Source organism: Streptomyces sp. NBC_01431 (assembly GCF_036231355.1).
Taxonomy (GTDB): Bacteria; Actinomycetota; Actinomycetes; order Streptomycetales; family Streptomycetaceae; genus Streptomyces.
The window spans coordinates 2069344-2093714 of sequence record NZ_CP109496.1; the positions used below are offsets into that span (position 1 = coordinate 2069344).

At 69.9% G+C, this 24371-nt stretch carries 16 protein-coding genes; 6 read left to right on the forward strand and 10 right to left on the reverse strand.

From position 1 onward, the window contains the following. Positions 1 to 12 precede the first annotated feature (12 nt). From OG522_RS09595 to OG522_RS09620, 6 genes are all read left to right on the forward strand, one after another. Positions 13 to 666, forward strand: coding sequence for a DUF3000 domain-containing protein (locus OG522_RS09595; protein WP_329462526.1), 654 nt, complete (start codon positions 13 to 15; stop codon positions 664 to 666). 270 nt (positions 667 to 936) lie between these two features. Beyond that, positions 937 to 1599: a helix-turn-helix transcriptional regulator gene (locus OG522_RS09600; protein ID WP_329462527.1), complete on the forward strand. Its 663-nt coding sequence runs from the start codon at positions 937 to 939 to the stop codon at positions 1597 to 1599. Between the two features lie 78 nt (positions 1600 to 1677). After that, positions 1678 to 2961: a ribonuclease D gene (locus tag OG522_RS09605; protein WP_329462528.1), complete on the forward strand. Its 1284-nt coding sequence runs from the start codon at positions 1678 to 1680 to the stop codon at positions 2959 to 2961. Positions 2962 to 3181: 220 nt separating this feature from the next. Further along, on the forward strand, positions 3182 to 6805 hold the full coding sequence (locus OG522_RS09610; RefSeq protein ID WP_329462529.1) for a beta-galactosidase: 3624 nt from the start codon (positions 3182 to 3184) through the stop codon (positions 6803 to 6805). Between the two features lie 499 nt (positions 6806 to 7304). Then, positions 7305 to 8531 (forward strand): thiolase family protein, encoded by a 1227-nt coding sequence (locus tag OG522_RS09615; protein ID WP_329462530.1) that lies wholly within the window; start codon positions 7305 to 7307, stop codon positions 8529 to 8531. After that, on the forward strand, positions 8528 to 10660 hold the full coding sequence (locus OG522_RS09620) for a 3-hydroxyacyl-CoA dehydrogenase NAD-binding domain-containing protein (protein ID WP_329462531.1): 2133 nt from the start codon (positions 8528 to 8530) through the stop codon (positions 10658 to 10660). Before OG522_RS09615 ends, OG522_RS09620 begins: the two co-directional genes overlap by 4 nt. Positions 10661 to 10823: 163 nt before the next feature. Here the strand turns inward: OG522_RS09620 and OG522_RS09625 are convergent, their stop codons facing one another. The 10 genes from OG522_RS09625 to OG522_RS09670 form a co-directional block, all read right to left on the reverse strand. Continuing rightward, a complete protein-coding gene (locus OG522_RS09625; RefSeq protein WP_329462532.1) occupies positions 10824 to 11975 on the reverse strand; it encodes a hypothetical protein in 1152 nt (383 codons plus the stop codon). 198 nt (positions 11976 to 12173) lie between these two features. After that, entirely contained in the window at positions 12174 to 13667 is a 1494-nt protein-coding gene (locus OG522_RS09630) for an ArnT family glycosyltransferase (protein ID WP_329462533.1), read from the reverse strand. Positions 13668 to 13741: 74 nt separating this feature from the next. Beyond that, entirely contained in the window at positions 13742 to 15235 is a 1494-nt protein-coding gene (locus OG522_RS09635; protein WP_329462534.1) for an amino acid permease, read from the reverse strand. 149 nt (positions 15236 to 15384) lie between these two features. Next, a complete protein-coding gene (gene dxs, locus OG522_RS09640) occupies positions 15385 to 17310 on the reverse strand; it encodes a 1-deoxy-D-xylulose-5-phosphate synthase (RefSeq protein ID WP_329462535.1) in 1926 nt (641 codons plus the stop codon). 177 nt (positions 17311 to 17487) lie between these two features. Then, entirely contained in the window at positions 17488 to 18792 is a 1305-nt protein-coding gene (locus OG522_RS09645) for a sugar ABC transporter permease (RefSeq protein ID WP_329462536.1), read from the reverse strand. Then, positions 18789 to 19577 carry an ATP-binding cassette domain-containing protein gene (locus OG522_RS09650; RefSeq protein WP_329462537.1) on the reverse strand — a complete coding sequence of 263 codons (789 nt, stop codon included), beginning with the start codon at positions 19575 to 19577 and terminating at the stop codon, positions 18789 to 18791. Before OG522_RS09650 ends, OG522_RS09645 begins: the two co-directional genes overlap by 4 nt. A gap of 241 nt (positions 19578 to 19818) precedes the next feature. Then, entirely contained in the window at positions 19819 to 20928 is a 1110-nt protein-coding gene (locus tag OG522_RS09655) for an ABC transporter substrate-binding protein (protein ID WP_329467526.1), read from the reverse strand. 133 nt (positions 20929 to 21061) lie between these two features. Continuing rightward, positions 21062 to 22261, reverse strand: coding sequence for an ROK family transcriptional regulator (locus OG522_RS09660; RefSeq protein WP_329462538.1), 1200 nt, complete (start codon positions 22259 to 22261; stop codon positions 21062 to 21064). Positions 22262 to 22488: 227 nt separating this feature from the next. Further along, positions 22489 to 23385 (reverse strand): carbohydrate ABC transporter permease, encoded by an 897-nt coding sequence (locus OG522_RS09665; protein WP_329467527.1) that lies wholly within the window; start codon positions 23383 to 23385, stop codon positions 22489 to 22491. A gap of 25 nt (positions 23386 to 23410) precedes the next feature. After that, positions 23411 to 24337, reverse strand: coding sequence for a carbohydrate ABC transporter permease (locus OG522_RS09670; protein ID WP_329462539.1), 927 nt, complete (start codon positions 24335 to 24337; stop codon positions 23411 to 23413). Positions 24338 to 24371 lie beyond the last annotated feature (34 nt).

The window sequence follows — 24371 nt, forward strand, 5'->3', positions numbered from 1 at the left end:
AGTCTTCCCCGCATGGCTGCCGCTCAGGGACGAACTTCGGATGGCGCTGACGGCGTGGAAGCCGCGGACGGGAACACCGTTCCGTTCGCCTTCCGTCAGGCCGTCGACGCACTGCGGACGGCGCGGCTGCGCCCCGAGATCGAGGTGGACGAGACGCGCCCGCCGCAGCGCCTGGCTCCCCACGCCTACGCCGTGGAGGCGGCGGTCGTCGACGGCGAGGACGACCTGGCCGACGGGCGGCTCGTCCTGCTGCACGACCCCGCGGGGCACGACGCCTGGCAGGGCACCTTCCGCCTGGTCACCCTCGTACGGGCCGAGCTGGAACCGGAGATGGCGGCCGACCCGCTGCTGCCCGAGGTCTGCTGGTCGTGGCTGACCGGCGCCCTTGAGGCGCGCGGCCTGTCGTACGGGGAGGCGAGCGGCACCGTCACCCGCGCCGGTTCGCACTACTTCGGCGGGCTCGCCGAGCGGCTGCCGGCCACCCAGATCGAGATCCGGGCGTCCTGGACGCCGCGCGAGGGGCGCGCCGGGGTACCGGACACCGCGGGCCACCTCGCCGCCTGGTGCGATCTGCTGTGCCAGGTGGCGGGCCTGCCACCGGTTTCGGGACCGACCGAGGGGGGCAGCGGCGTGGTCACGCTGCCGCAGCGCCGCGACCCCCGCTGACGGTCCGTCGGACCGCGCACGCCCCCCTGCGGCCCCGCCCGTGGCGGGGCGCGGCGCGGCCGTGCGGGCCCCCCGCCCGGACGGGCGCGCCCGCTGGGCACTCGACGTTCGCTCACCCGTCCGAATTGCCCTAAATGTTTCTCACCAAATCGTGATCATTCTCTAAAGGCCGAGGGGTTTGATGCCGAAGAGGTTTGTGACCCTAACTGCACGGTTCGCCCCGGCTTCATCCCCGAGCCGGCTACGTCCCGCACCTTTCCAGGAGGCCTGGTGTCCGTTCTTCTTGAGCAGCCCGCAAGCCTGGTCGCCTACCGCCCGAACAAGCCGACGGCCATGGTCGTCGTTGCCGACCCCCGAGTCCGCTCCACCGTGACCCGTCACCTGTGGGCGCTCGGAGTACGTGACGTCATCGAGGCGTCGTCCATCGCGGAGGCCCGTCCCCGCGTCGGCAATCCGCGCGACATCTGCGTTGCCGACGTCCACCTGCCCGACGGTTCCGGGCTGACCCTGCTGTCCGAGACCCGCGCGGCGGGCTGGCCCAACGGCCTGGCCCTGTCCGCGGCCGATGACATCGGCGCCGTGCGCAACGCCCTCGCGGGCGGCGTGAAGGGCTATGTCGTCACCGGCACCCGCACCAACGTCGGGCACCCCAGCCGCCCCGGCGCCGCCCCCATCGGCGCCGCGGCCGCCCGTATGCACCGCCGCCCCCCGGGTGCCCCGAGCCACCCGGGCGGCTACCGCGAGCTCTCCGGCCGAGAGGTCGAGGTGCTCCGACTGGTCGCGGAAGGCCAGTCCAACAAGGCCATCGGCGTGTCGATGGGCCTGTCCGCACTGACCGTCAAGTCCCATCTCGCCCGGATCGCACGCAAGCTCGGCACGGGTGACCGCGCCGGGATGGTGGCCGTCGCGCTGCGTACCGGAATCATCCACTGACTGGTTTACGACCCCCGCGCGCCCGTCGACGGAACGTTCCGTCGACGGGCGCCGCGCATACACAGATACCCTTGACCGGTGACCGACGCCCATAAGACCGCAGCAGAGACAGCACTGCGAACCACCGGGGGCGCTCCCCCGGACGACGTCGACAAGGCGCCGATTCCCTTGCTGGAGCCCCGAGAGGGCATTCCGCCCGTCGTTGCCACCGACGAAGCGCTGGCCGAAGTGGTCGCCGCCTTCGCGGCCGGCACCGGCCCCGTCGCCGTGGACGCCGAGCGCGCGTCCGGCTACCGCTACGGGCAGCGCGCCTATCTGGTGCAGCTGCGCCGCGAGGGCGCGGGCACCGCCCTCGTCGACCCGGTCGGCTGTCCCGATCTCTCCACGCTCGGAGAGGTACTTTCGGACACCGAGTGGATCCTGCACGCCGCGACCCAGGACCTTCCTTGTCTGCGCGAAATAGGCATGGTTCCCTCCCGGCTCTTCGACACCGAGCTCGCCGGGCGACTCGCGGGCTTCCCGCGCGTCGGCCTCGGCGCGATGGTCGAGAGCGTGCTCGGGTACGCGCTGGAGAAGGGCCACTCGGCGGTCGACTGGTCGACCCGGCCGCTCCCCGAACCGTGGCTGCGCTACGCGGCGCTGGACGTGGAGCTGCTCGTCGACCTGCGCGACGCCCTGGAGGAGGAGCTCGACCGGCAGGGCAAGCTGGAGTGGGCCCGTGAGGAGTTCGACGCGATCGCCTCGGCGCCGCCCGCGCCGCCCCGTAAGGATCCCTGGCGCCGCACCTCGGGCATGCACAAGGTGCGCAGGCGCCGCCAGATGGCCGCCGTGCGGGAGCTGTGGACGGCCCGGGACCGGATCGCACAGCGGCGTGACGTCTCACCGGGCAAGGTGCTGAGCGACTCCGCGATCATCGAGGCCTCGCTCGCGCTCCCGGTCAACGTGAACGCGCTGACCGCCCTGCCCGGCTTCGGCCACCGCATGGGCCGGCGCCAGCTGGAGCAGTGGCAGGCCGCCGTCGACCGGGCGAAGGAGCTCTCGGACGCCGAACTGCCGCAGCCCGGCCAGCCGTTGCAGGGTCCGCCGCCGCCGCGGTCCTGGGCGGACAAGGACCCGGCCGCCGCGGCCCGGCTCTCGGCGGCCCGCGCCGCGGTCTCGGAACTCGCCGAGCAGCTGGGCATGCCGCAGGAGAACCTGATCACCCCGGACACCGTGCGCCGGGTCTGCTGGGAGCCGCCGGGCGATCGCTCGCAGGCCGCGGTGGCCGAAACCCTCGCCTCGTACGGGGCCAGGCGCTGGCAGATCGAGCAGGTGACGCCGCTGCTCGCGGCCGCGCTCACGGACACCCAGGCCAAATCCTGACCGGCTGAACTCACGGGCACCCAGGCCAAGCCCTGACCGGCTGAACTCACGGACACCCAGGCCAAGCCCTGACCGGTGAGCGAATCGGGCCCGCGGCGCGTCGACATGCCGCCGCGGGCCAAAATTCCCCAAGACCGGACCATTTCCAACAGCCTCAAACAGCTTTAGGCTGTGCGCCGCATCAGATTCTTTCAGTACTCCGCACTACGGAAGGAATGACATGCGCACGCCAACAAGACGCGCGGTTCTCGCGGTCACCACCGCGCTGGCTCTGGGCGCGGCCGCGCTCACGACCGCCGCGCCCGCCGCACAGGCCCGCCCGCACCCTCCTGCCGCCGCGACCCCCACCACCTCCCACACGGTTGGCCACGACGACCACGCCTTCACCATCGACGGCAAACCGCTGTCCATCTGGTCGGGCGAGTTCCACTACTGGCGGCTGCCCAGCCCCGACGCCTGGCGGGACGTCCTGCAGAAGATGAAGGCGGGCGGCTTCAACGCGGCCTCCATCTACTTCGACTGGGACTTCCACTCCCCCAAGCCGGGCGTGTACGACTTCACCGGCGTGCGGGACGTCGACAAGCTGCTCGACATCGCCCGCGAGGTGGGGATCTACGTCATCGCCCGCCCCGGCCCCTACATCAACGCCGAGACCGACGGCGGCGGCTTTCCCGGCTGGCTGGTCACCCAGCGGGGCAAGGCCCGTACCACCGCGCCCGACTATCTGGCGGCCGCCGACGAGTGGCTCTCGAAGATCGACCCGATCCTCGCCCGCCACCAGCTCACCAACGGCACCGGCACTGTCATCGCCTACCAGGTCGAGAACGAGTACTACCAGGACACCGCCGACGGCCACGCCTACATCAAGCACCTGGTCGACAAGGCGCACGCCGACGGCATCACGGTCCCGCTCACCGGCAACCACAACGGCGTGTTCGCCAAGGAACTCGACATCGACGGGAGCGACTCCTACCCGCAGGGCTTCAACTGCTCAAGCCCCGACGCCTGGCACGGGCTGCCCGATCTGTCCGGTGCGAAGAAGCCCGGCCAACCGCTGTTTCTGGCCGAATTCCAGGGCGGCTCCTTCGACCCGTGGGGCGGCCCCGGTTTCGACAAGTGCCGCCAGCTCACGAACGGCGACTTCGAGAAGGCCGCGTACGAGAACAACATCGCCTCGGGCGCCACCATGCAGAACTTCTACATGGCCTACGGCGGCACCTCCTGGGGCTGGCTGCCCTCGCCGGGCGCGGTCTACAGCTCCTACGACTACGGAGCTCCGATCCGCGAGGACCGGCAGCTGAGCGAGAAGTACCTGGTCGACAAGCGGCTCGGCTACCTCGTGCAGTCGGTGGCGCCGCTGACGAAGACGGAGAGCGTCACCCAGGGCGCGCCCGACAACACCTCCGTACTGCGCCGCGACCGGCGCAATCCCGACAACGGCACCGAATTCACCGTCGTCCGCCACAAGGACGTCAACAACAAGGCGAAGGACACCACGCACCTCGCGCTGGGCGGCTATCCGTCGGTGCCGCAGAAGCCCGGCACGGCGCTCACCGTCGACGGCCGGGATTCGAAGCTGCTGGTCTCCGACTACGCCATGGACCATCAGCAGTTGAGGTATTCGACGTCCGAGATCATGACGCACGGCACGTTCGGAGCGCGGGACGTGGCGCTGCTGTACGGGCGGCACGGCCAGGACGGCGAGACCGTACTGCGGTACGGTGCCCGGCCCGGAGTGAAGGTGCTCAGCGGGCAGGCGGAACAGACCTGGGACCCGGCGAGCGGCGATCTGCGCCTCAACTACAACCACAACGGCTTGACGCAGGTTCTCGTGACCCCCGCCGATGGTTCAACCCCCCTTCTTCTGCTACTTGCTGACGACGCGTCAGCAGACTCCTACTGGCGGCTCGACACTCCGCAGGGGCCGGTCCTGGCGAGCGGTCCCGAACTGCTGAGGACCGCCTCGTACGACCAGGGCGTACTGAAGCTCACCGGGGACACCGACAAGTCGGCCTCACTGCACGTCCTGACCGGCGCGCCGGCGACCTCCGTCAGCTGGAACGGGCGGCCCGCGCCGGGCGCGCTCGACACGACGGGAAGCACGCTCGGCGGCCCGAAGGCGGTCTCCCTTCCGGCGCTGGGCAGTTGGAAGGTCCAGCGGGAGACGCCGGAGGCGGCGGCCGGGTTCGACGACGCCGCGTGGCGGGCGGTCGACAAGCCGGCGCTGTCGGCCGACGACTACGGCTTCCACGCCGGATCCATCTGGTACCGGGGCCACTTCACGGCCGCCGGGGCGGAGGCCGGGATCCAGGTCAACGCCAGTACGGGCAAGGGCGGTTCGTACCTGGTGTGGCTGAACGGCACCTATCTGGGCAGCTCTGCCGACGCGACGCATCTGTTCGCGGTGCCGGGCGGCGTGCTGAAGGCCGGCAAGGACAACGTCCTCGCGGTGCTCGCCGCCGACATGGCGCACGAGCAGGACTGGTCGGCGAACGACAGCCACAAGCAGCCGCGCGGTCTGACCGCGGTACGCCTGGTGGGCTCGGCACGGCAGATCGGCTGGCGCATCCAGGGCGCGCGCGGCGGGGAGGATCTCGCCGACCCGGTGCGCGGACCGCTGAACACCGGTGGCCTGTACGGGGAACGGCAGGGCATGCACCTGCCGGGCTACCCGGACGGCGGCTGGTCCAGCACGTCGCTGCCGGACACCCGGCCGAACTCCGCCGGGGTCTCCTGGTACCGCACCGGCTTCGATCTCGATCTGCCGCAGGGCCAGGACGTACCGCTCGGGCTGACGTTCTCGGACGACAAGACGAAGCACTACCGGGCGCTGGTGTACGTCAACGGCTGGATGACCGGGCTCTACGTGAACGCCCTCGGCCCGCAGACGTCGTTCCCCGTGCAGCCCGGCATGCTGCGCACCCACGGCCACAACACCGTCGCCATCGCCGTGATCGGCGAGGACGCGGCCGGGGACGGTCTCGGCAAGGTGACCCTCGACGCGCGCGGAAACCACACGACGCCGCTGCGGTACGCGGACATCGCCTCGCCGGGCTGGTCGGCGGCCGACCGCGACCCCAGGGCGACCGCCGATGTGCGGATCACGGCGCCGGATTCGATCGCGCGGGGCGCGGCGGGCGAGGTGACGGCGACCTTCGCACCGCGCCGGGCCACGGCCCGGGACGCCTCGCTCACGATGCGGCTGCCCGACGGATGGACGGCCGCCGCACCGCTCACCCAGCCGCTCGGGGACGTACCGGCCGGGCGCACGGTGACACGTACCTGGAAGGTGACCGCGGCGGGCGGTTCGGGACCCTGGTCGGCGGTGCTCTCGGCGACGGCCGGCTACCGGGGCGGGACGGCGTCCGCCGCGGCGGGGGTCGCCTCCCCTCCTCCGGCGCCGGGGGCCGGCTCGCACGCCCTCTCCGACCTCGACTTCACCGCGACGAACGGATGGGGTCCGGTGGAGCGCGACACGTCCAACGGGGAGGACGCGGCCGGTGACGGGCGCCCGATGTCCATCGCGGGCGTGCCCTACGCCAAGGGGCTCGGGGTCCACGCCGACGGCGACGTGACGGTGTTCCTGGGCGGGGCGTGCTCGCGGTTCACGGCGTCGGTGGGCGTGGACGACGAGACGGGCGGCGGCGGTTCGGTCGCCTTCTCGGTCCTGGCGGACGGCAAGGCGGTCGCGACCACGCCGGTGCTCCATGGCAAGCAGTCGGCGATCGCGCTCGACGCGGACGTACGGGGTGCGCAGGTGCTGGAACTGGTCGTGTCGGACGGCGGCGACGGAAACGGGCTGGACCACGCGGACTGGGCTGACGCCCGGCTGACCTGCGCCTAACCCGGCAGAGCACGCTGGGCTCCGGCCCAGACCCCTTTGGGCCCCTCCCGCCCCTTCCCTAGACCCTCCGGGGGTGGGGTGTAGCTGCGGACCGTGTTTCCCCGGGGGCTCCGCCCGCGGCCCCCCGTTCGCGCCTTAAGGGCGCTCGTCCTCAAACGCCGCACGGGCTGGGAATGCCTGCATGGCCACCCTGCTAAGGGTGACCCTGCCAGGGGCGCGGGGAACTGCGCGACCAGCCACGCACGGTCCGCAGCGACCCACCCACCCCCGGAGGCCACGCGGCGGAGCCGCAGAGTGTCACAGCGGGAAGGGGTGGGGTGAGGGCCCTCGCGGGGTCTGGGGCGGAGCCCCAGCAGGGCACCCCGAGTGTGACGTTCGCCGCTCCCGCGCTCGGGACTGGGCAGTTTGGTTACTCGTAAGTAGCATGGGCCGGGTGAGCGCGCGCTCAGTCGCGTGCGCAGCAGTGCAGTGCCACCCCGCACCCTGGAGGAGAGCCATCGTGCCTCGTACCGTCAGGGACGTCGTCTTCGTCGACGGCGTCCGCACCCCGTTCGGCAAGGCGGGCCCGAAGGGCATCTACCACGAGACCCGGGCCGACGATCTGGTCGTCAAGGCGATCCGGGAGCTGCTGCGCCGCAACCCGGCCCTCGACCCCGCGAAGATCGACGAGGTGGCCATCGCCGCCACCACGCAGATCGGTGACCAGGGCCTGACCCTGGGCCGCACCGCCGGCATCCTCGCGGGCCTCCCGCAGTCCGTCCCCGGTTACTCCATCGACCGCATGTGCGCGGGTGCGCTCACGGCCGTCACCACCGCCGCCGGCTCCGTCGCCTTCGGCGCGTACGACGCCGTGATCGCCGGTGGCGTCGAGCACATGGGCCGCCACCCCATGGGCGAGGGCGTCGACCCGAACCCGCGGTTCGTCAGCGAGAAGCTCGTCGACGAGTCGGCCCTGTTCATGGGCATGACCGCCGAGAACCTGCACGACCGCTACCCGCACATCACCAAGCAGCGCACCGACGAGTACGCGGTGCGCTCACAGGAGAAGGCCGCCAAGGCGTACGCCGACGGCAAGATCCAGCAGGACCTGGTGCCGATCTCGGTGCGCAACACCAACGCCGAGGTGGGCGAGACCGGTTGGGGTCTGGTCACCGCCGACGAGCCGATGCGTCCGGGCACCACCCTGGAGAGCCTCGCGGGCCTGAAGACGCCGTTCCGCGTGCACGGCAACGTGACCGCGGGCAACGCGGCGGGCCTCAACGACGGCGCCACCGCGTCGATCATCGCGTCCGAGGAGTTCGCGCGCGAGAACGGCCTCCCGGTCAAGATGCGCCTCGTCTCGTACGCCTTCGCCGGCGTCGAGCCGGAGGTCATGGGCTACGGCCCGATCCCCGCGACCGAGAAGGCCCTCGCCAAGGCGGGCCTGACGATCGAGGACATCAACCTCTTCGAGATCAACGAGGCGTTCGCCGTCCAGGTCCTCGCGTTCCTGGACCACTACGGCATCGCCGACGACGACGCGCGCGTCAACCAGTACGGCGGCGCCATCGCCTTCGGCCACCCACTCGCCTCCTCCGGCGTACGCCTGATGACGCAGCTGGCGCGGCAGTTCGAGGAGCAGCCGGAGGTCCGCTACGGCCTCACCACCATGTGCGTCGGCTTCGGCATGGGCGCCACGGTCATCTGGGAGAACCCGCACCACAAGGACGCCGGAGGCAGCAAGTGAGCACCACCACCGCTGAGCTTCTCAAGGGCGCGGCCGAGCTGTTCCCGGACGAGGTCGTGACGTCCGCGCACGTACGCCACCTCGAACTGCCCTACGGCGCCGGCCGCTTCGCGCTCATCACGCTCGACAACGGCTTCGACCACACCAAGCCGACCACCTTCGGTCCCGGCTCGCTGGCGAACCTCAACGCCGCCATCGACCAGGTCGAGAAGGAGGCCGCCGAGGGCTCCATCGTCGGCGCCGGTGTCACGGGCAAGCCGTTCATCTTCGCGGTCGGCGCCGACCTCAAGGGCGTCGAGATCCTCAAGCGCCACGAGGACGCGCTCGCCATCGGCAAGAGCGGCCACGAGGTCTTCAAGCGCCTTTCCGCGCTGGCCGTGCCGACCTTCGCGTACTACAACGGTGCCGCGATGGGCGGCGGTGTCGAGGTCGGTCTGCACTGCACCTACCGCACCGTCTCCAAGGCGCTGCCCGCGTTCTCGCTGCCCGAGGTCTTCCTCGGTCTGGTCCCGGGCTGGGGCGGCTGCACGCTGCTCCCCAACCTGATCGGCGCCGACAGGGCCGTCTCGGTGATCATCGAGAACTCGCTGAACCAGAACCGCCAGCTCAAGGGCGCGCAGGTCTTCGAACTCGGCATCGCCGACGCCCTCTTCGAGGGTGCCGACTTCCTGGAGCAGTCCCTCATCTGGACCGCGAACGTCCTGAAGGGCGACGTCACCGTCGAGCGCCCCGAGGTCGACCGCGGCGAGGCCTGGGACCAGGCCGTCGCCAAGGGCCGCTTCATCGCGGACTCCAAGGTGCACGGCGCCGCCCCGGCCGCCTACCGCGCCCTGGACATCATCGCGGCGTCGAAGGACGGCGACCTCCAGGCCGGTTTCGACGCCGAGGACACCGCACTCGCCGACCTGATCATGGGTGGCGAACTGCGGTCCGGCATCTACGCGTTCAACCTGGTCCAGAAGCGCGCCAAGCGCCCGGCCGGTGCGCCGGACAAGAACCTGGCGCGCCCGGTCACCAAGGTCGGCGTCGTGGGCGCGGGCCTGATGGCCTCGCAGCTCGCCCTGCTGTTCCTGCGCCGCCTGGAGGTGCCGGTCGTCCTGACCGACATCGACCAGGAGCGCGTCGACAAGGGTGTGGGCTACGTCCACGCCGAGATCGACAAGCTGCTCTCGAAGTCCCGGATCAACCAGGACAAGGCCAACCGCCTCAAGGGCCTGGTCTCCGGCGTCCTCGACAAGGCCGAGGGCTTCTCGGACGCCGACTTCATCATCGAGGCCGTCTTCGAGGAGATCGGCGTCAAGCAGCAGGTGTTCGCGGAGGTCGAGGCGGTCGCCCCGGCGCACGCGATCCTCGCCACCAACACCTCCTCGCTGTCGGTCACCGAGATGGCGTCGAAGCTCAAGCACCCCGAGCGGGTCGTCGGCTTCCACTTCTTCAACCCGGTCGCGATCCTGCCGCTCCTGGAGATCGTGCGCGGCGAGCAGACCGACGACGCCTCGCTGGCCACGGCCTTCGGCGTCGCGCGCAAGCTGAAGAAGACCGCGGTGCTGGTGAAGGACGCCCCGGCGTTCGTCGTCAACCGCATCCTGACCCGCTTCATGGGCGAGATCCAGAACGTCATCGACGAGGGCACTCCGGTCGCCGTCGCCGAGAAGGCCGTCGAGCCGCTCGGTCTGCCGATGTCGCCGCTGGTCCTGCTTGAGCTGGTCGGCCCGGCCATCGGTCTGCATGTGTCGGAGACCCTCAACCGCGCCTTCCCGGACCGCTTCACGGTCTCCGAGAACCTGGCCGCGGTGGTCAAGGCCGGCAAGCGCGGCTTCTACAAGTACGACTCCGGCAAGCCGGAGCTGGACCCCGAGGTCGCGGCCCTCCTCAAGCAGGGCGATGTCGCGCTGACCGAGGAGCAGACCCGCGACCGCGTCCTGGACGCGGTGGCGCAGGAGATCGGTCTGATGCTGGCGGAGGGCGTCGTCGCCGAGGCCCAGGACATCGACCTCTGCCTGATCACGGGCGCCGGCTGGCCCTTCCACCTGGGTGGCATCACGCCGTACCTGGACCGCGAAGGCGTCTCGGAGCGCGTCAACGGCAAGAAGTTCCTGGCGCAGGGCGTCGCGAGCGTCCCGGCGTAACACTGCCCCACCACAACGGCCCCGCACTTCGGTGCGGGGCCGTTGTCGTGCCGAAGTCCCGCCTGAGGCAAGGATGTTGACGGTACGTCATAGATGCGGGAAAGGCCCGGGACCAATGGTCCCGGGCCTCTGCGTACGCGGTGTGCGCGGTGCGCGCGGTGCGTCAGACCTGCTGCCAGGGCTCCAGGGCGAGGCCCGGCTCGCCGGTGCGCTGGCGGGTGATCCGCAGTCCGCCGTCGGGCGTGAACACGCCGAGCACGATGCGCCCGTCGGCGTCCAGGGTCAACGCCGGGGCACCCGCGCAGACCTCGCCGGTCGCGGTCCAGGTGATGCCGGCCGCCTCCTGCTCGGTCGGGTAGGCGGCTATCGCCGGACGGCCGTCGCGGTCGCGCTGGGCGAGCACCGTGCAGTCGACGCCGTCGATCTCCTTGCGCAGCAGCGCGACCGGGCCCGAACCCGCGCCACCGAGCGGCTCGGTGGGTCCGTCACCGCGCCAGGCGCGCAGCTCGCCGGACTTGGCGTCGCGCAGGAAGAACGTGATGCGGCCGCCCTCGCCGGTCGGGAGGCCGTCGATGGTGCCGGTCTCCGGGTCCGCCGCAAGCTTGCCGAGCTCCTGGAACTCGGCGTCGGCGGCGGCCCGCTCGAAGCGCATGACGCCGGTGTCGGACGGGGCGTGGATGACCATCCGGCCGCCCTCGGAGGCGACGACGGATATCGAGCGGTCGGCGCCGTTGCCGTTGAGGTCGGCCCAGCCCGCCCACTTGCCCGACGGCTCATGGCCGCGCGCGGAGACCCCGCCGAAGGCGTTGCGCACCACGATCTGCGCGTTGCCCGCCGAGTCCACGCCGATGGAAGGGTGGCCCATCTTCAGACCGCGCTGCCAGTCGCGCCGCGGGTACGGGGAGCCGACCACGGCCCAGGTCTTGACCGGTCGGCCCGTCTGGTACTGGATGGCGTGCACGAGCTCCGCCCAGGTGCCGCCGTCCTCCAGCGGGGTGTGCCGCAGCGCCACCATGTGCACATAGCCGTCGGCGCCCTGTGCGATCGCAAGGTGCGACTGGAGTCCGGTGCCCGGTGCGACCAGCTCGGGGCCCGTCCACGCGCCGCCCGGCCGGGTCTCCGTCCAGCGGGCGACGCCGCCGCGGGCAGGTGCGTACGCCGAGAGCCGGCCGTCCTTGCCGAGCCGCAGCCAGCCGGTGACCGTGGGCCGTCCGTCCTCGGTCACCACGACCGGGGTGGCGGGCCGGGGTGCGGTGACGATGCCACCGGTCCGGGCGGGCTCCCCCTGCGATGCCTGTCGAGACCTCAGTGCCATGGTCCACGACCACCTTTCCCCGCCGGACCCGCGCGACGCGGCCGGGTCCGGCAAACCAGCGACTTTCTGTGACCATAACACTGGTCACCACCCCCGATTTCCCCGGGAATTCCGTCCCGACGTGCGGCCTTTCGTCACCCGGCGGAACGAGTGGGGGCGCGGGTACGTGCCCCGCATACGGCCGTACGGGTGAGGCGGTCAGCCGGTGCGCACGTAGAAGACCGCTCCGTCCACGACCGCGCTCCGCTCGTACCGCGCCCCGAGCAGCCGGCGCAGGGTGGGGAGGCGGTCCGGGGCGAAGGGCTTGCCCCGGGAGTCGTCCACGATCAGCGCCGGCGGGCGGTCGGCGAGCTCGGCGCGGAAGGTGGGCCAGGCGCCCGCGACGCCGTACTTCTCCCCCACCTGGGGGCCGTCCCGGCCGCCGCTGTAGTTGGTGAGCAGTCCGGCGGTCAGAAAGCGGCTGGCGGGGGCGCGCCCGGCCAGCCAGTACGTCTCGGGGTGTATGCCCCAGACCAGCACGCGGTCGGCGGATCCGGTGCGGGCGGCGACCGCGCCGGCCAGCCGCTCGGTGTGCACGAGGTCGGGGCGGGGTGCGAGCAGCCCCCACAGCAGGAAGAGGGCGCAGGCGCAGGCGGAGGTGAGCAGCGCGCTGGAGAGCCGGTAGGGCGGCAGGATCTGGAGCGCACCGGTGGCGAGCAGCACCAGCGGCGGGATGAGCTGGAGGTAGTAGTGGCCGAAGAAGTGGAAGCCGAGCAGGACCGCCCCCGCCGACGCGATGAGCCAGAGCCAGAGGTCGGCGGCGCCGGTCCTGGCGATGCGCAGGACCCGTACCACTGGCGGGAGCAGGCCCGCGCAGCTCGCGGCGAGCAGGGCGGTGTTGGCCAACCCCCGCATGAGTACGTGGAGTTCGGACCCGGCGAACGTGGCGTAGGCACCCGATCCGGTGACCGTCCAGAACAGGAAGCGGGACGGCCCGGTGAGCAGGGCCGCCACCGCGATGGGGGTGACGACGCCGACTGACGTACGCAGCAAGGAGATTCGCCGCTTGCCCGGCTGCTGCCACAGCAGCCACAGGACGGGGGCCAGCGCGGCGCCGCCGGTCTGTTTGGTGAGGCAGGCACCGGCGACCGCGAGGCCGGCCCGGGTCCAGTTGCCGCGGTCGGCGCAGCAGACGGCCGCCGCCGTGAAGGGCAGCATGAAGACCTCGAAGGTGGCGGCCTGGGCGTCCTCCGGGTTGAGCCCGACGGAGACCAGCAGATGAAGGACGCCGGCGGCGCGGCCCGCGCGGTCGCCCCAGCGGCGCCGGGCGGTCGCGGCGAGCGCGAGCGCGGTGAGCAGCTGGGCCGCGACCGCGGCGAGCCGGAGCGGTCCGAGCGAGCCGTCGCCGCACAGCGCGAAGGCGGCCTCGTACAGCCAGGGCAGCAGGGGCGGTTTGCGGTCCACAACGGTGGCGTACAGCTCTCCCCCGCCCGCCAGGAGCTTCGCCTGGACGGCGAGATAGCCCTCGTCCGGATTCCACAGCGGGTGCCGGAAGGAGGGGATGCGGGTGAGGAGGGCGAGAGTGGCGAGGACCGGGAGGAGCCGCCGCCAGTAGCGCTCGGAGGGGGCGGGTGGGTCCGCGGGGCGGCGGCGCTGGTCCGGCAGCACGCTCTTGGTCACGGTTCGTAGCGGGGACGGCGGCTCGGCGAGCATGCGGGCCACCCTATGCGGCCCCGTACGCCCTGCTGAGGAGGGACATACGAGGCCACGGCGGAATCAGCCACTGATTACCGGGAGTTGTGATCAGGGCGGGGTACGACGCGGCTGTGCCGGCGGCCGTAGGCGAAGTAGATGACGATGCCGATCACCATCCAGATCCCGAACCGGATCCAGGTCTCGGCGGGCAGGTTGAGCATCAGCCACAGCGAGGCGGCCACCGCGGCCGCGGGCACCCAGGGCACCAGCGGGGTGCGGAAGGCGCGCGGCAGGTCGGGGCGGGTGCGGCGCAGGATGACGACGCTCACCGCGACGACGACGAATGCGAACAGGGTGCCGATGTTGACCAGTTCGGCGAGTTCGCTGAGGCTGGTGAAGCCCGCGACGATCGCGATGATCCCGCCGAGCAGGATGGTGGGCCGGTGCGGGGTGCGAAAGCGCGGGTGGACGTGGGAGAAGAACCGGGGCAGCAGCCCGTCCCGGCTCATCGCGAAGAAGACCCGGGTCTGGCCGAGCAGAAGGATCATGCACACCGTGGTGAGGCCCACCGCGGCGCCGAAACTGATGACCCCCGCGTAGAAGGGGTGGCCGGTGGCCTTGAAGGCGTCGGCGAGCGGCGCGTCCACCGAGAGGTCGGTGTAGTGCTGCATGCCCGTGACGACGATGGAGACGGCCACGTACAGAATCGTGCAGATGAGCAGGGAGCCGAGGATTCCGCGTGGCATGTCCCGCTGCGGGTTCCTGGTCTCCTCGGCGGCGGTGGCCACGATGTCGAAGCCGATGAAGGCGAAGAAGACGACGGAGGCGGCGGTGAAGATGCCCATCACACCGAAGTTGGTGGGGGCGTAGCCGGACATCAGCTCGATGAGCGGGGCCTTGAGGTTGCCGCCGGCGGTCTGCGGCTGCGCGGTGGGGATGAACGGCGAGTAGTTGGCGGACTTGATGAAGAACGCGCCCGCGATGATCACGATCAGCACGACGGTCACCTTGATGGCGACGACGACCGAGGTGACCCGGGCCGACAGCTTCATGCCGAGGACGAGGATGCCGGTGAGCACCAGGACCAGGGCGGCGGCGAGGATGTCGAAGCCGAAGCCGTGGGCGCCGTCGCGTCCGCTGAGCGCCCCGGGCAGGTGCCAGCCCGCGTTGTCGAGCAGCGAGCGCACGTAGCCGGACCAGCCGACGGCCACCACGGCGGTGCCCAGGGCGAATTCGAGCACCAGGTCCCAGCCGATGATCCAGGCGGGCAGCTCGCCGAGCGAGGCGTAGGAGAAGGTGTACGCCGATCCCGCGACCGGGACCGTGGAGGCGAACTCCGCGTAGCAGAGCGCGGCCAGCGCGCAGACGATGCCGGCCACCACGAACGCGAGCGAGACGGAGGGGCCGGCGTTCTCCTTGGCGACCTTGCCGGTGAGGACGAAGATGCCGGTTCCGATGATGACTCCGACCCCGAAAACGGTGAGGTCGAGAGCGGACAAAGACTTTTTGAGCGCGTGTTCTGGCTCCTCTGTGTCCTGGATTGACTGCTCGATCGATTTGGTCCGGAACAGACCGGTACTGGCCACCCGTACACCTCCGCTAGCTCATCGTCCTCGCCATGATCGGGAGGAGTGGCGCTACGGGTACCGGGCTGGCCGCGTTATTCACGCGAACGGGCCGGACCGATCACCCGTAAGGGAGATCGGTCCGGCCCGTTGACCAAGCGGTCACATCATCAGTCGCGCGCGGGTTCCACCTCGGCGCCGCTCTCCTCGAAGCGTCCGTCCAGCTTGGACACCAGACCGGTGACCTGACGCGCGATGTCCGGCGCGGTCAGACCGATCTCCGCCATGACCTCGCCGCGCGAGGCGTGGTCGAGGAAGCGCGGCGGAATCCCGAAGTCGCGCAGCGGCACGTCCACACCCGCGTCACGCAGCGCCTGGCTCACGGCCGAACCGACGCCGCCCACCCGGCTGTTGTCCTCGACGGTGACGACGACGCGGTGCTTCTCGGCGAGCGGCGCCATGGCCTCGTCGACCGGCTTGACCCAGCGCGGGTCGACCACGGTCGTCGAGATGCCCTGGGCGTCGAGCAGATCGGCGATCTCCAGACACATCGGCGCGAGCGCGCCCACGGAGACGAGAAGGACGTCCGGACGCACGGTGGTCCCGGACGGCTCGCGCAGCACGTCCATGCCGCCGACGCGCCCGACGGCCTTGACGGCCGGGCCGACCGCTCCCTTGGAGAAGCGCACGACGGTCGGGGCGTCCTCGACCTCGACGGCCTCGCGCAGTTGGGCGCGCACCTGGTCGGCGTCGCGCGGGGCCGCGATCCTGAGGCCGGGTACGACCTGGAGGATCGACATGTCCCACATGCCGTTGTGCGAGGCGCCGTCGGTGCCGGTGACGCCCGCCCGGTCGAGTACGAAGGTCACGCCGCACTTGTGCAGCGCGACGTCCATCAGCACCTGGTCGAAGGCGCGGTTGAGGAACGTGGCGTACACCGCGAAGACGGGGTGCAGGCCGCCGGTGGCCAGGCCCGCCGCGGAGACCGCCGCGTGCTGCTCGGCGATGCCGACGTCGTACACGCGCTCGGGGAAGGCCTTGGCGAACTTGTCGAGGCCGACCGGCTGGAGCATGGCCGCGGTGATCGCGACGATGTCCTCGCGCTCCTTGCCGAGCTTGACCATCTCCTCGCCGAAGACCGAGGTCCAGTCGAGGCCGGAGGTCGAGACGGGCAGGCCGGTGTCCGGGTGGATCTTGCCGACGGCGTGGAAGCGGTCGGCCTCGTCCGCCAGGGCCGGCTGGTAGCCGCGGCCCTTCTCGGTGAGGCAGTGCACGATGACCGGTCCGCCGAAGCGCTTGGCGCGCTGCAGGGCCGACTCCAGGGCGTCGATGTCGTGGCCGTCGATGGGGCCGACGTACTTGAGGCCCAGGTCCTCGAACATGCCCTGCGGGGCGATGAAGTCCTTGAGGCCCTTCTTGGCGCCGTGCAGCGTCTCGTACAGGGGCCTGCCGACGACCGGGGTGCGCTCCAGGAGGTCCTTGCCCTTGGCCAGGAAGCGCTCGTAGCCGTCGGTGGTGCGCAGGGTGGCGAGGTGGTTGGCCAGGCCGCCGATGGTCGGCGCGTAGGAACGCTCGTTGTCGTTCACCACGATCACCAGGGGTCGGTCCTTGGCGGCCGCGATGTTGTTCAGCGCCTCCCAGGCCATGCCGCCGGTGAGCGCGCCGTCGCCGATGACCGCGACCACGTGGTCCTGCTTGCCGAGCACCTCGTTCGCCTTGGCGAGGCCGTCGGCCCAGCCGAGGACCGTGGAGGCGTGGCTGTTCTCGATGACGTCGTGCTCGGACTCCGCACGCGCGGGGTAGCCGGACAGGCCGCCCTTCATCTTGAGCTTGGCGAAGTCCTGGCGCCCGGTGAGCAGTTTGTGGACGTAGCTCTGGTGTCCGGTGTCCCACAGGACCTTGTCCTTGGGGGATTCGAAAACGCGGTGCAGAGCGATGGTCAGCTCCACCACACCGAGGTTCGGACCGAGGTGGCCGCCGGTCTTGGAGACCGCCTCCACCAGGAAGGTCCGGATCTCTGCCGCCAGCTGGTCGAGCTGCTCCGGGCTGAGCCGGTCAAGATCGCGCGGTCCCCTGATACGGGTAAGCAGCGGCACCCGTGCCTCCTTGCATCCGTGCTGGTCGAGCATGCCGATCCGTTGAGTCTAATGTTCCGGCCGCGACGGCGGTCGCGGGGCGGTGCCTTCCGCGTCACCCGTACGGGTCAAGCATGGCGCCGCGCACGGACGTGCCCGGTGCCTTGGCGGCACCGGGCACGTCGGGAAGTGCGGAGGTCAGGCGCGACCCGCGGACTTCTGGGTCTTCCGGGTGACGGCGTCGATGATCACGGTGATCAGAAGCACACCGCCGGTGATCATCTGCTGGATCGCCGCGGCCACGCCCTCCAGGGCGAGACCGTACTGGATCGAGGTGATGACCAGGACACCGAGGAGCGCGTTCCAGGTGCGGCCGCGGCCACCGAAGAGGCTGGTGCCGCCGATGACGGCCGCCGCGATGGCGTTCATCAGGAGGTCGCCGCTGCCGGCGCCCTGGTTGGCCGCGCTGATCTTGGAGGCGAGGAAGAGGCCACCGATCGCGGCGAAGGTGCCGGAGATCGCGTAGACCGAGGTGCGGACCATGACGATGTTGATACCGGCCCGGCGGGAGGCCTCGACGCTGCCGCCGAGCGCGAAGATCATGCGGCCGTACGAGGTGCGGCGGAGCACGAAGTCCGTGATGATCAGCACCGCGAGGAAGATCACCACGGCCAGCGGCAGACCCTTGTTCTGGTTGAACATGTACGCGGCCGCGAAGGCCACCACCGCGATCAGCGCCGTGCGCAGCACGATCTCGTTGAGCGGACGCGAGGGGATGCCCACGGCCTCGCGGCGACGGCTGTCGAAGAACGCCGACAGGAAGAACGCGGCGACGGCCACGGCGGCGGCGCCGTAGGCCACCGCGATGTCGCTGAAGAAGTAGTTGGACAGGTTGTAGAAGACGCCCGAGTCGTGGGTGTTGATCGTGCCGTTCTCGCCGAGGATCTTCAGCATGAAGCCGTTCCAGAACAGCAGACCGGCCAGCGTGACGGCGAAGGCGGGGACACCGATCTTCGCGAAGATGAAGCCGTGGATGGCGCCCGCGACCGCACCCGTGAGGATGGAGAGGACCAGGGCGAGCCACTCCGTCATGCCGTGGCTGACGCTCAGCACCGCGAAGGCGGCGCCGGCGACACCGCTGACCGAGCCGACCGACAGGTCGATCTCGCCGAGCAGCAGCACGAAGACGATGCCCACCGCGATCATGCCCGTGCCAACCATGGCGACGGAGATGTCGGACAGGTTGCCCGCGGTGAGGAAGTTCGAGTTCAGGCTCTGGAAGACGATGCAGATGATGACCAGGCCGACGATGACGGGCAGCGCGCCCAGGTCACCGGCCCGCACCTTGCGCTTGAACTCGGCGAGGTAGCCGCCGAGACCCTGCTCGCGCACCAGCAGCCGGGGGTCGACCGCGGTGGAGGCGGCGTCCGCGGCGGGCGGCGCGTCGACGGGGGCCGCGTGCGGCTTGCCGAGATCGGTCGGGGAGGTCTTGTCGGTGTTCACTTCTGAACCTCCGCGTTGCGCGCCGCACGGCGGGTCACGGCGTTGTCCGTGGCTCCGGTGATGGCGGAGATGATCTCTTCCTGCGAGGTGGTCTTCACATCGAAGACACCGTTGTTCCGGCCGAGCCGGAGCACCGCGACCTTGTCGGCGACGGCCTTCACATCAGCCATGTTGTGGCTGATGAGGACGACCGCGTGGCCGCGCTCGCGCAGCCGCTCCACCAGGTCGAGGACCTGCGCGGTCTGCTCGACGCCGAGCGCCGCGGTCGGCTCGTCGAGGATGACGAGCTTGGGCTCGCCGAGCATCGAGCGGGCGATGGCGACGGTCTGGCGCTGACCGCCGGAGAGCGAGGCGATCGGGATGCGGACGCTCGGTATACGGATCGACAGCGTGGTCAACAGCTCACGCGAGCGGCGCTCCATCTCGACCTCGTCGAGGACGCCCCGCTTCTTCAGCTCGCGGCCGAGGTACAGGTTGCCTACGACGTCGATGTTGTCGCACAGCGCGAGGTCCTGGTAGACGGTCGCGATGCCCAGGTTCTGGGCGTCGTGCGGCTTGTCGATCTGGACGGCCTTGCCTTCCCACTCGATGACTCCGTCATCGATGGGGTGCACGCCGGCGATCGTCTTGACCAGCGTGGACTTTCCGGCGCCGTTGTCGCCCACCAGGGCGACCACTTCACCGGCGTGGACCTCAAGCTCTACGTCGGTGAGCGCCTGAACGGCACCGAACCGCTTGGAGACCCCGCGCAACGCCAACACGGGCGTAGCGGACACGTGAACCATCTCCTTCGCCGCCTGACCGGCGGGGATGCCGCGCCCCAAGGGGTGGGGGCGCGGAGGTTGAGCAGAAGAGAACGAAGAGAACAGAGCGAATGGGACACCGAGGGGAAACGTTCCGTCCGGTGCCCGCGCCCCGGCGGGGGCCGAAAGAAAGGGCGCGGGCTCCGGAGGAACTTTCCGGGCACTCAAGTCCCTTGTGTTGCAGGGGACTTGGCAGTTGCGGCGGGAGGAAATCCGCCTGTGACTACTTGAGGCCGAGGGTGTCGCAGGCGGACGTGTAGGCGCCGGTGCAGATGTCGGCGATCGTGTAGATCTTGTCCTTGATGACCGTGTCCTTGATGTTGTCCTTGGTCAGCGAGACGACCGGGACGATCGAGGACGGGACGCCCTTGGTGGTCGGGGAGTCCACCTTCGTCGGGGCGAGCGAGCCGAGGTCCTGGCCCTTGGCGAGCTTGACCGCCATCTCGGCGGCGATGGCGTCCTCCTGCGGGTAGGACTTGTAGACGCTCATGTACTGCTCGCCCGTGAGGATCCGCTGCACACCCGCGAGCTCGGCGTCCTGGCCGGTGACCGGCGGGAGCTTGGAGAGACCGGCCGCCTTGAGGGCGGTGATGATGCCGCCGGCCATGCCGTCGTTCGCAGAGTAGACGCCGATGATCTTGTCCTTGCCCAGGGCGGAGATCGCGCCTTCCATGTTGGCGTTGGCGTTCTCGGGCTTCCACTCCTTGGTGTCGTACTCCTTCCCGATGTTCACCTTGCCGTCGAGCTCGGCGTGGGCGCCCTTCTTGAAGAGGGCGGCGTTCGGGTCGGTGACGGCGCCGTTCATCATCACGATGTCGCCGGACTTGGCGTTGCCACCCAGGGCCTGGAGAAGGGCCTTGCCCTGCACGTGGCCGACTTCCTCGTTGTCGAAGGACACGTAGGAGTCGATGGGGCCCTGGGCCAGGCGGTCGAAGGCGACGACGGGTATGCCGGCGTCCTTGGCCTTCTTGACCGAACTCGCGATGGCGGCGGAGTCGACCGAGTCCACGATGAGGGCGTCCACCTTGTTGGTGATCATCGTGTCGGCCTGCTGGTTCTGGGTGGTCGCGTCCTGCTTGGCGTTCGCGTAGATGATCTGACCCTTGCCGTTGGTCAGTTCCTTGACCTTGGCCTCGATCAGCGGCTTGTCGAACTTCTCGTAGCGAGCCGTCTGGTTCTCCGGCAGCAGCAGGCCGATCTTGAGGTCGTCGCCCTTCTTGGCACTGCTTCCGGTGGAAGCCTTGGTGCCGCCGCCGGACTCCTTGGCACTGCCACAGGCGGCCAGCGAGACGGCCATCGCGGTGGCGGTAACGGCTACAGCGGCACGACGCATGTTCGTGTTCACTTCAGAAACCTCCCTGACGAGGCCGCGACGTTGCGGCCGAGGTGGCTGGAAGTCAACTCGGCGTTAAGCCCACCGTCAAGGAGTAAATCCTTAACGAGATGACAACGGTGCCATCCGTTATCTAAGTGAAGGCAGGCGCCGAGGCGGGCAGGGCACTCTCCAACAGGGTCGAATCGCCCATTTCACTCAGGACCAGAGCGAGCGCGCCCAGCACTTCGGCGCGGCCGCCGAGCGCCCCGGGAAGCACGGACAACTGCCGTGCCGCACTGGGGATCGCGTACCGCGACACGGAGTCCCGGATGGGCCCAAGGACGAGCTCACCGGCCTCCGCGAGATCGCCGCCGAGGACCACCCGGCTGGGGTTCAGGAGGTTGCACAGGTTGGCCACACCGCTGCCGATGTGGCGCCCGACGTCCGCCACGACACGGCGGCAGCCGGGGTCGCCCTCGCGAGCCAGCTGGACGACGCGCTCCATGGTCAGATCGGCTCCGTGGCTGGATTGCAACAGCGGGAGCACATAGCGGGCCGCGGTGAAGGTCTCCAGGCAGCCGCGGTTGCCGCAGCGGCAGACCGGGCCCGACTCGTCCAGGGTGATGTGCCCGATCTCGCCCGCGGTGCCGCCCGGCCCCCGGTAGATCTGCCCGTCGATCACCAGACCGGCGCCGACACCGCTGGCCACCTTGATGTACGCCAGGTCCTTGACCCCGCGCCCGCTGCCCCAGACCAGTTCGCCGAGGGCGCCGAGGTTGGCGTCGTTGTCGACGTACACCGGGACGCCCAGGCGTCCGGCGAGCTCCTCCCTGGGGTTGATGCCGGTCCAGCCCGGAAGGATCGAGGTGGAGCCCAGCGTGCCGGACTCCACGTCGATGGGTCCCGGCACACCGAGACCGACCCCGATGACCTTGTCCTGGCCTATGCCGGTGGCCGCGATCAGCCGCTTGACCAGCTCTTCCGCCCGGCCGAAGCCCTGCGCGGACGAGGCGTCGACGTCCAGCGGCTCGGCCTCCTCGGCGAGCACCTGGTGGGCCAGGTTGCCGACGGCCACCCTCAGGTGCGTATGGCCGAAATCGACTCCGATGACGATGCCGGCCGAACCGCTGAGCGAGACGCTGCGGGCCCGGCGGCCGCCCGCCGAGGTGGGGGTGACCTCGACCGTCCCGCCGTCCTTCAGTTCCCGCACGATGTTGGAGACCGTGGCCGCGGACAGGCCGGTCGTCCTGGCGATCTCGGCCTGGGTGAGCGAGCCCGCCATGCGCACGGCGCGTACGACCCGCTCAAGGTTGGCCCGGTGCAGTGACGTCTGCGACCCCGGAGTCTCCATCGACTCATCCACTCCCGCCGTAGGCGGACGGCACGACGGCCGCCCCCGCACGGAGCCGCAGCATTGAGGCCCCGTCTTTTCTCCAACATGTGAACCCTAAGCTCAGCCTTCTGGGTGGTCTCCCGTCAAGACCTGAGCAGATGCGGAGCGGATCGGGAACGCACGACCGCCCGCGGGCACGGGGCCCGCGGGCGGTCGGGAGAAGAAGGCGTGGCCGGGTCAGCGGGCTACTTGAGCGCTCCCGCCGTCAGGCCCGCCTGGACCTGCTTCTGAAAGACGATGTACACCGCGAGCACCGGCAGCATGGCGATCGTCAGGCCCGCGAAGAGCGCCCCCCAGTCGCCCTGGTAGCCCTGCTGCACGGCGAGGTCCGCGAGTCCCTGGGTGAGCACCCAGTTCTTGGTGTCGCCCTGGTTGAGCACCAGCGGAAGCAGGTACTGGTTCCACTGGCCGAGCACGTTGAAGATGCCGATGCTGATGATGCCGGGCTTGGCCATCGGCAGCATGATCTGGAAGAAGGTCCGGGTGTGCGAGGCCCCGTCGATCAGCGCGGCCTCGGCGACCGTGGTCGGCAGCGTCCGGAAGAACGCCGTCATGAAGAAGACCGTGAACGGCAGCGAGTACGCGATGTAGATGAGGATCAGACCGGGCAGCGTGTTGAGGATGCCCAGGTTCTTGGTGACGAAGAAGAGCGGTACGAGGACCATCACCACGGGGAACGCCATGCCGCCGACGAACAGGAAGTAGATGAACCGGTTGCCGGGGAACTCGAACCGGGCCAGCACGTAGGCGGCCATCGACCCGAGCAGCATCGTGCCGAGGGTCGAAAGCCCCACCACGAAGGCCGTGTTGAGGAAGTACCGCCCGATGTTGGCCTTGCTCCAGGCCCGTGCCCAGTTGTCGAACTGGAAATGGGTGGGCAGCGACCAGGGGTGGGTGAGGATGTCGCCGGAGGTCTTGAACGAACTCCACAGCGCCCACAGCAGGGGCACGCCCACCATGAGCGCCCAGACGAGGAGGAAGACGTGGGAGAAGGCGTTGAGCACGCCCCCCTCGCTGCTGCGCCACTTCCAGCGGGCAGCGCTGGCGGCGGGTGCGGACGACTGCTCGCCGTCCACCTTCATCGTTTCGGTCGTCATCGCGCCACCCCTAGAATTCGATGCGCTCGCGGCGCGACAGCCGCATGCTGAGAATGGCGAACACCAAGGTCACGATGAGCATCGCGACACCCATGGCGGCGGCCATTCCGTACTGGCTGTTGTCCCGGAACGCCGTCTTGTAGAGGAGCAGCGGGACCACGTCGGTGGATTCGTCGGGGCCGCCGGCATTGACGGACATCAACTGCACGTAGATGAAGGCGTCCATCGCGATGATGCCCATGTAGACCCAGGCGGTGGCCACCGTGTCGCGCAGCAGCGGCAGGGTGATCCGGAAGAACGTCTTGACCCGGGAGGCGCCGTCGAGCAGCGCCGCCTCGTAGATCTCGCCCGGGATGGAGGCCATTCCGGCGGAGAAGAGAACGACGTAGAAACCGACGTTCGCCCACACCATGACGACCATGATGCACAGCAGGGCGATACTGGAATCGCCGAGCCAGGACTGCTGGAGCGAACTCAGACCGATGCTCGCCAGCAGGGAGTTGAGCATCCCGTTCTTGGTGTCGGGATTGTAGATCTGCTGCCAGAGGATCGCGATGATCGTGATGGAGAGGACCTGCGGGAAGAAGAAGATCACCTTGTAGAGGCCGGAGCCCCGCACGCCGGCGACCCCCGCAGATCCCCTGCGGCGGCCGCCGACATTCAGCATGAAGGCGAAGAAGAGACCGAAAGCCAGGGTGACGACCGGAACACACAGGAGCAGAACGACGTTGTGCCACAACGCCTTCCAGAACAGGTCGTTGTGAATGAGCTTCTGGTAGTTGTCCAGCCCGATGAAGTTCTTCTCGGGCGTCAATCCGCTCCAGCTCGTCATCGAAATCTGGAAGTCCTGGATGAACGGCGAGATCACGAGGACCCCGTAGAGCGCCAGGGGAATTGCCAGGAATCCGATGATGAACCGGTACTTGCCGTGTCGCATGTCTCCGGTCGCTCTCGTCTCAGCCAGTGGTGGC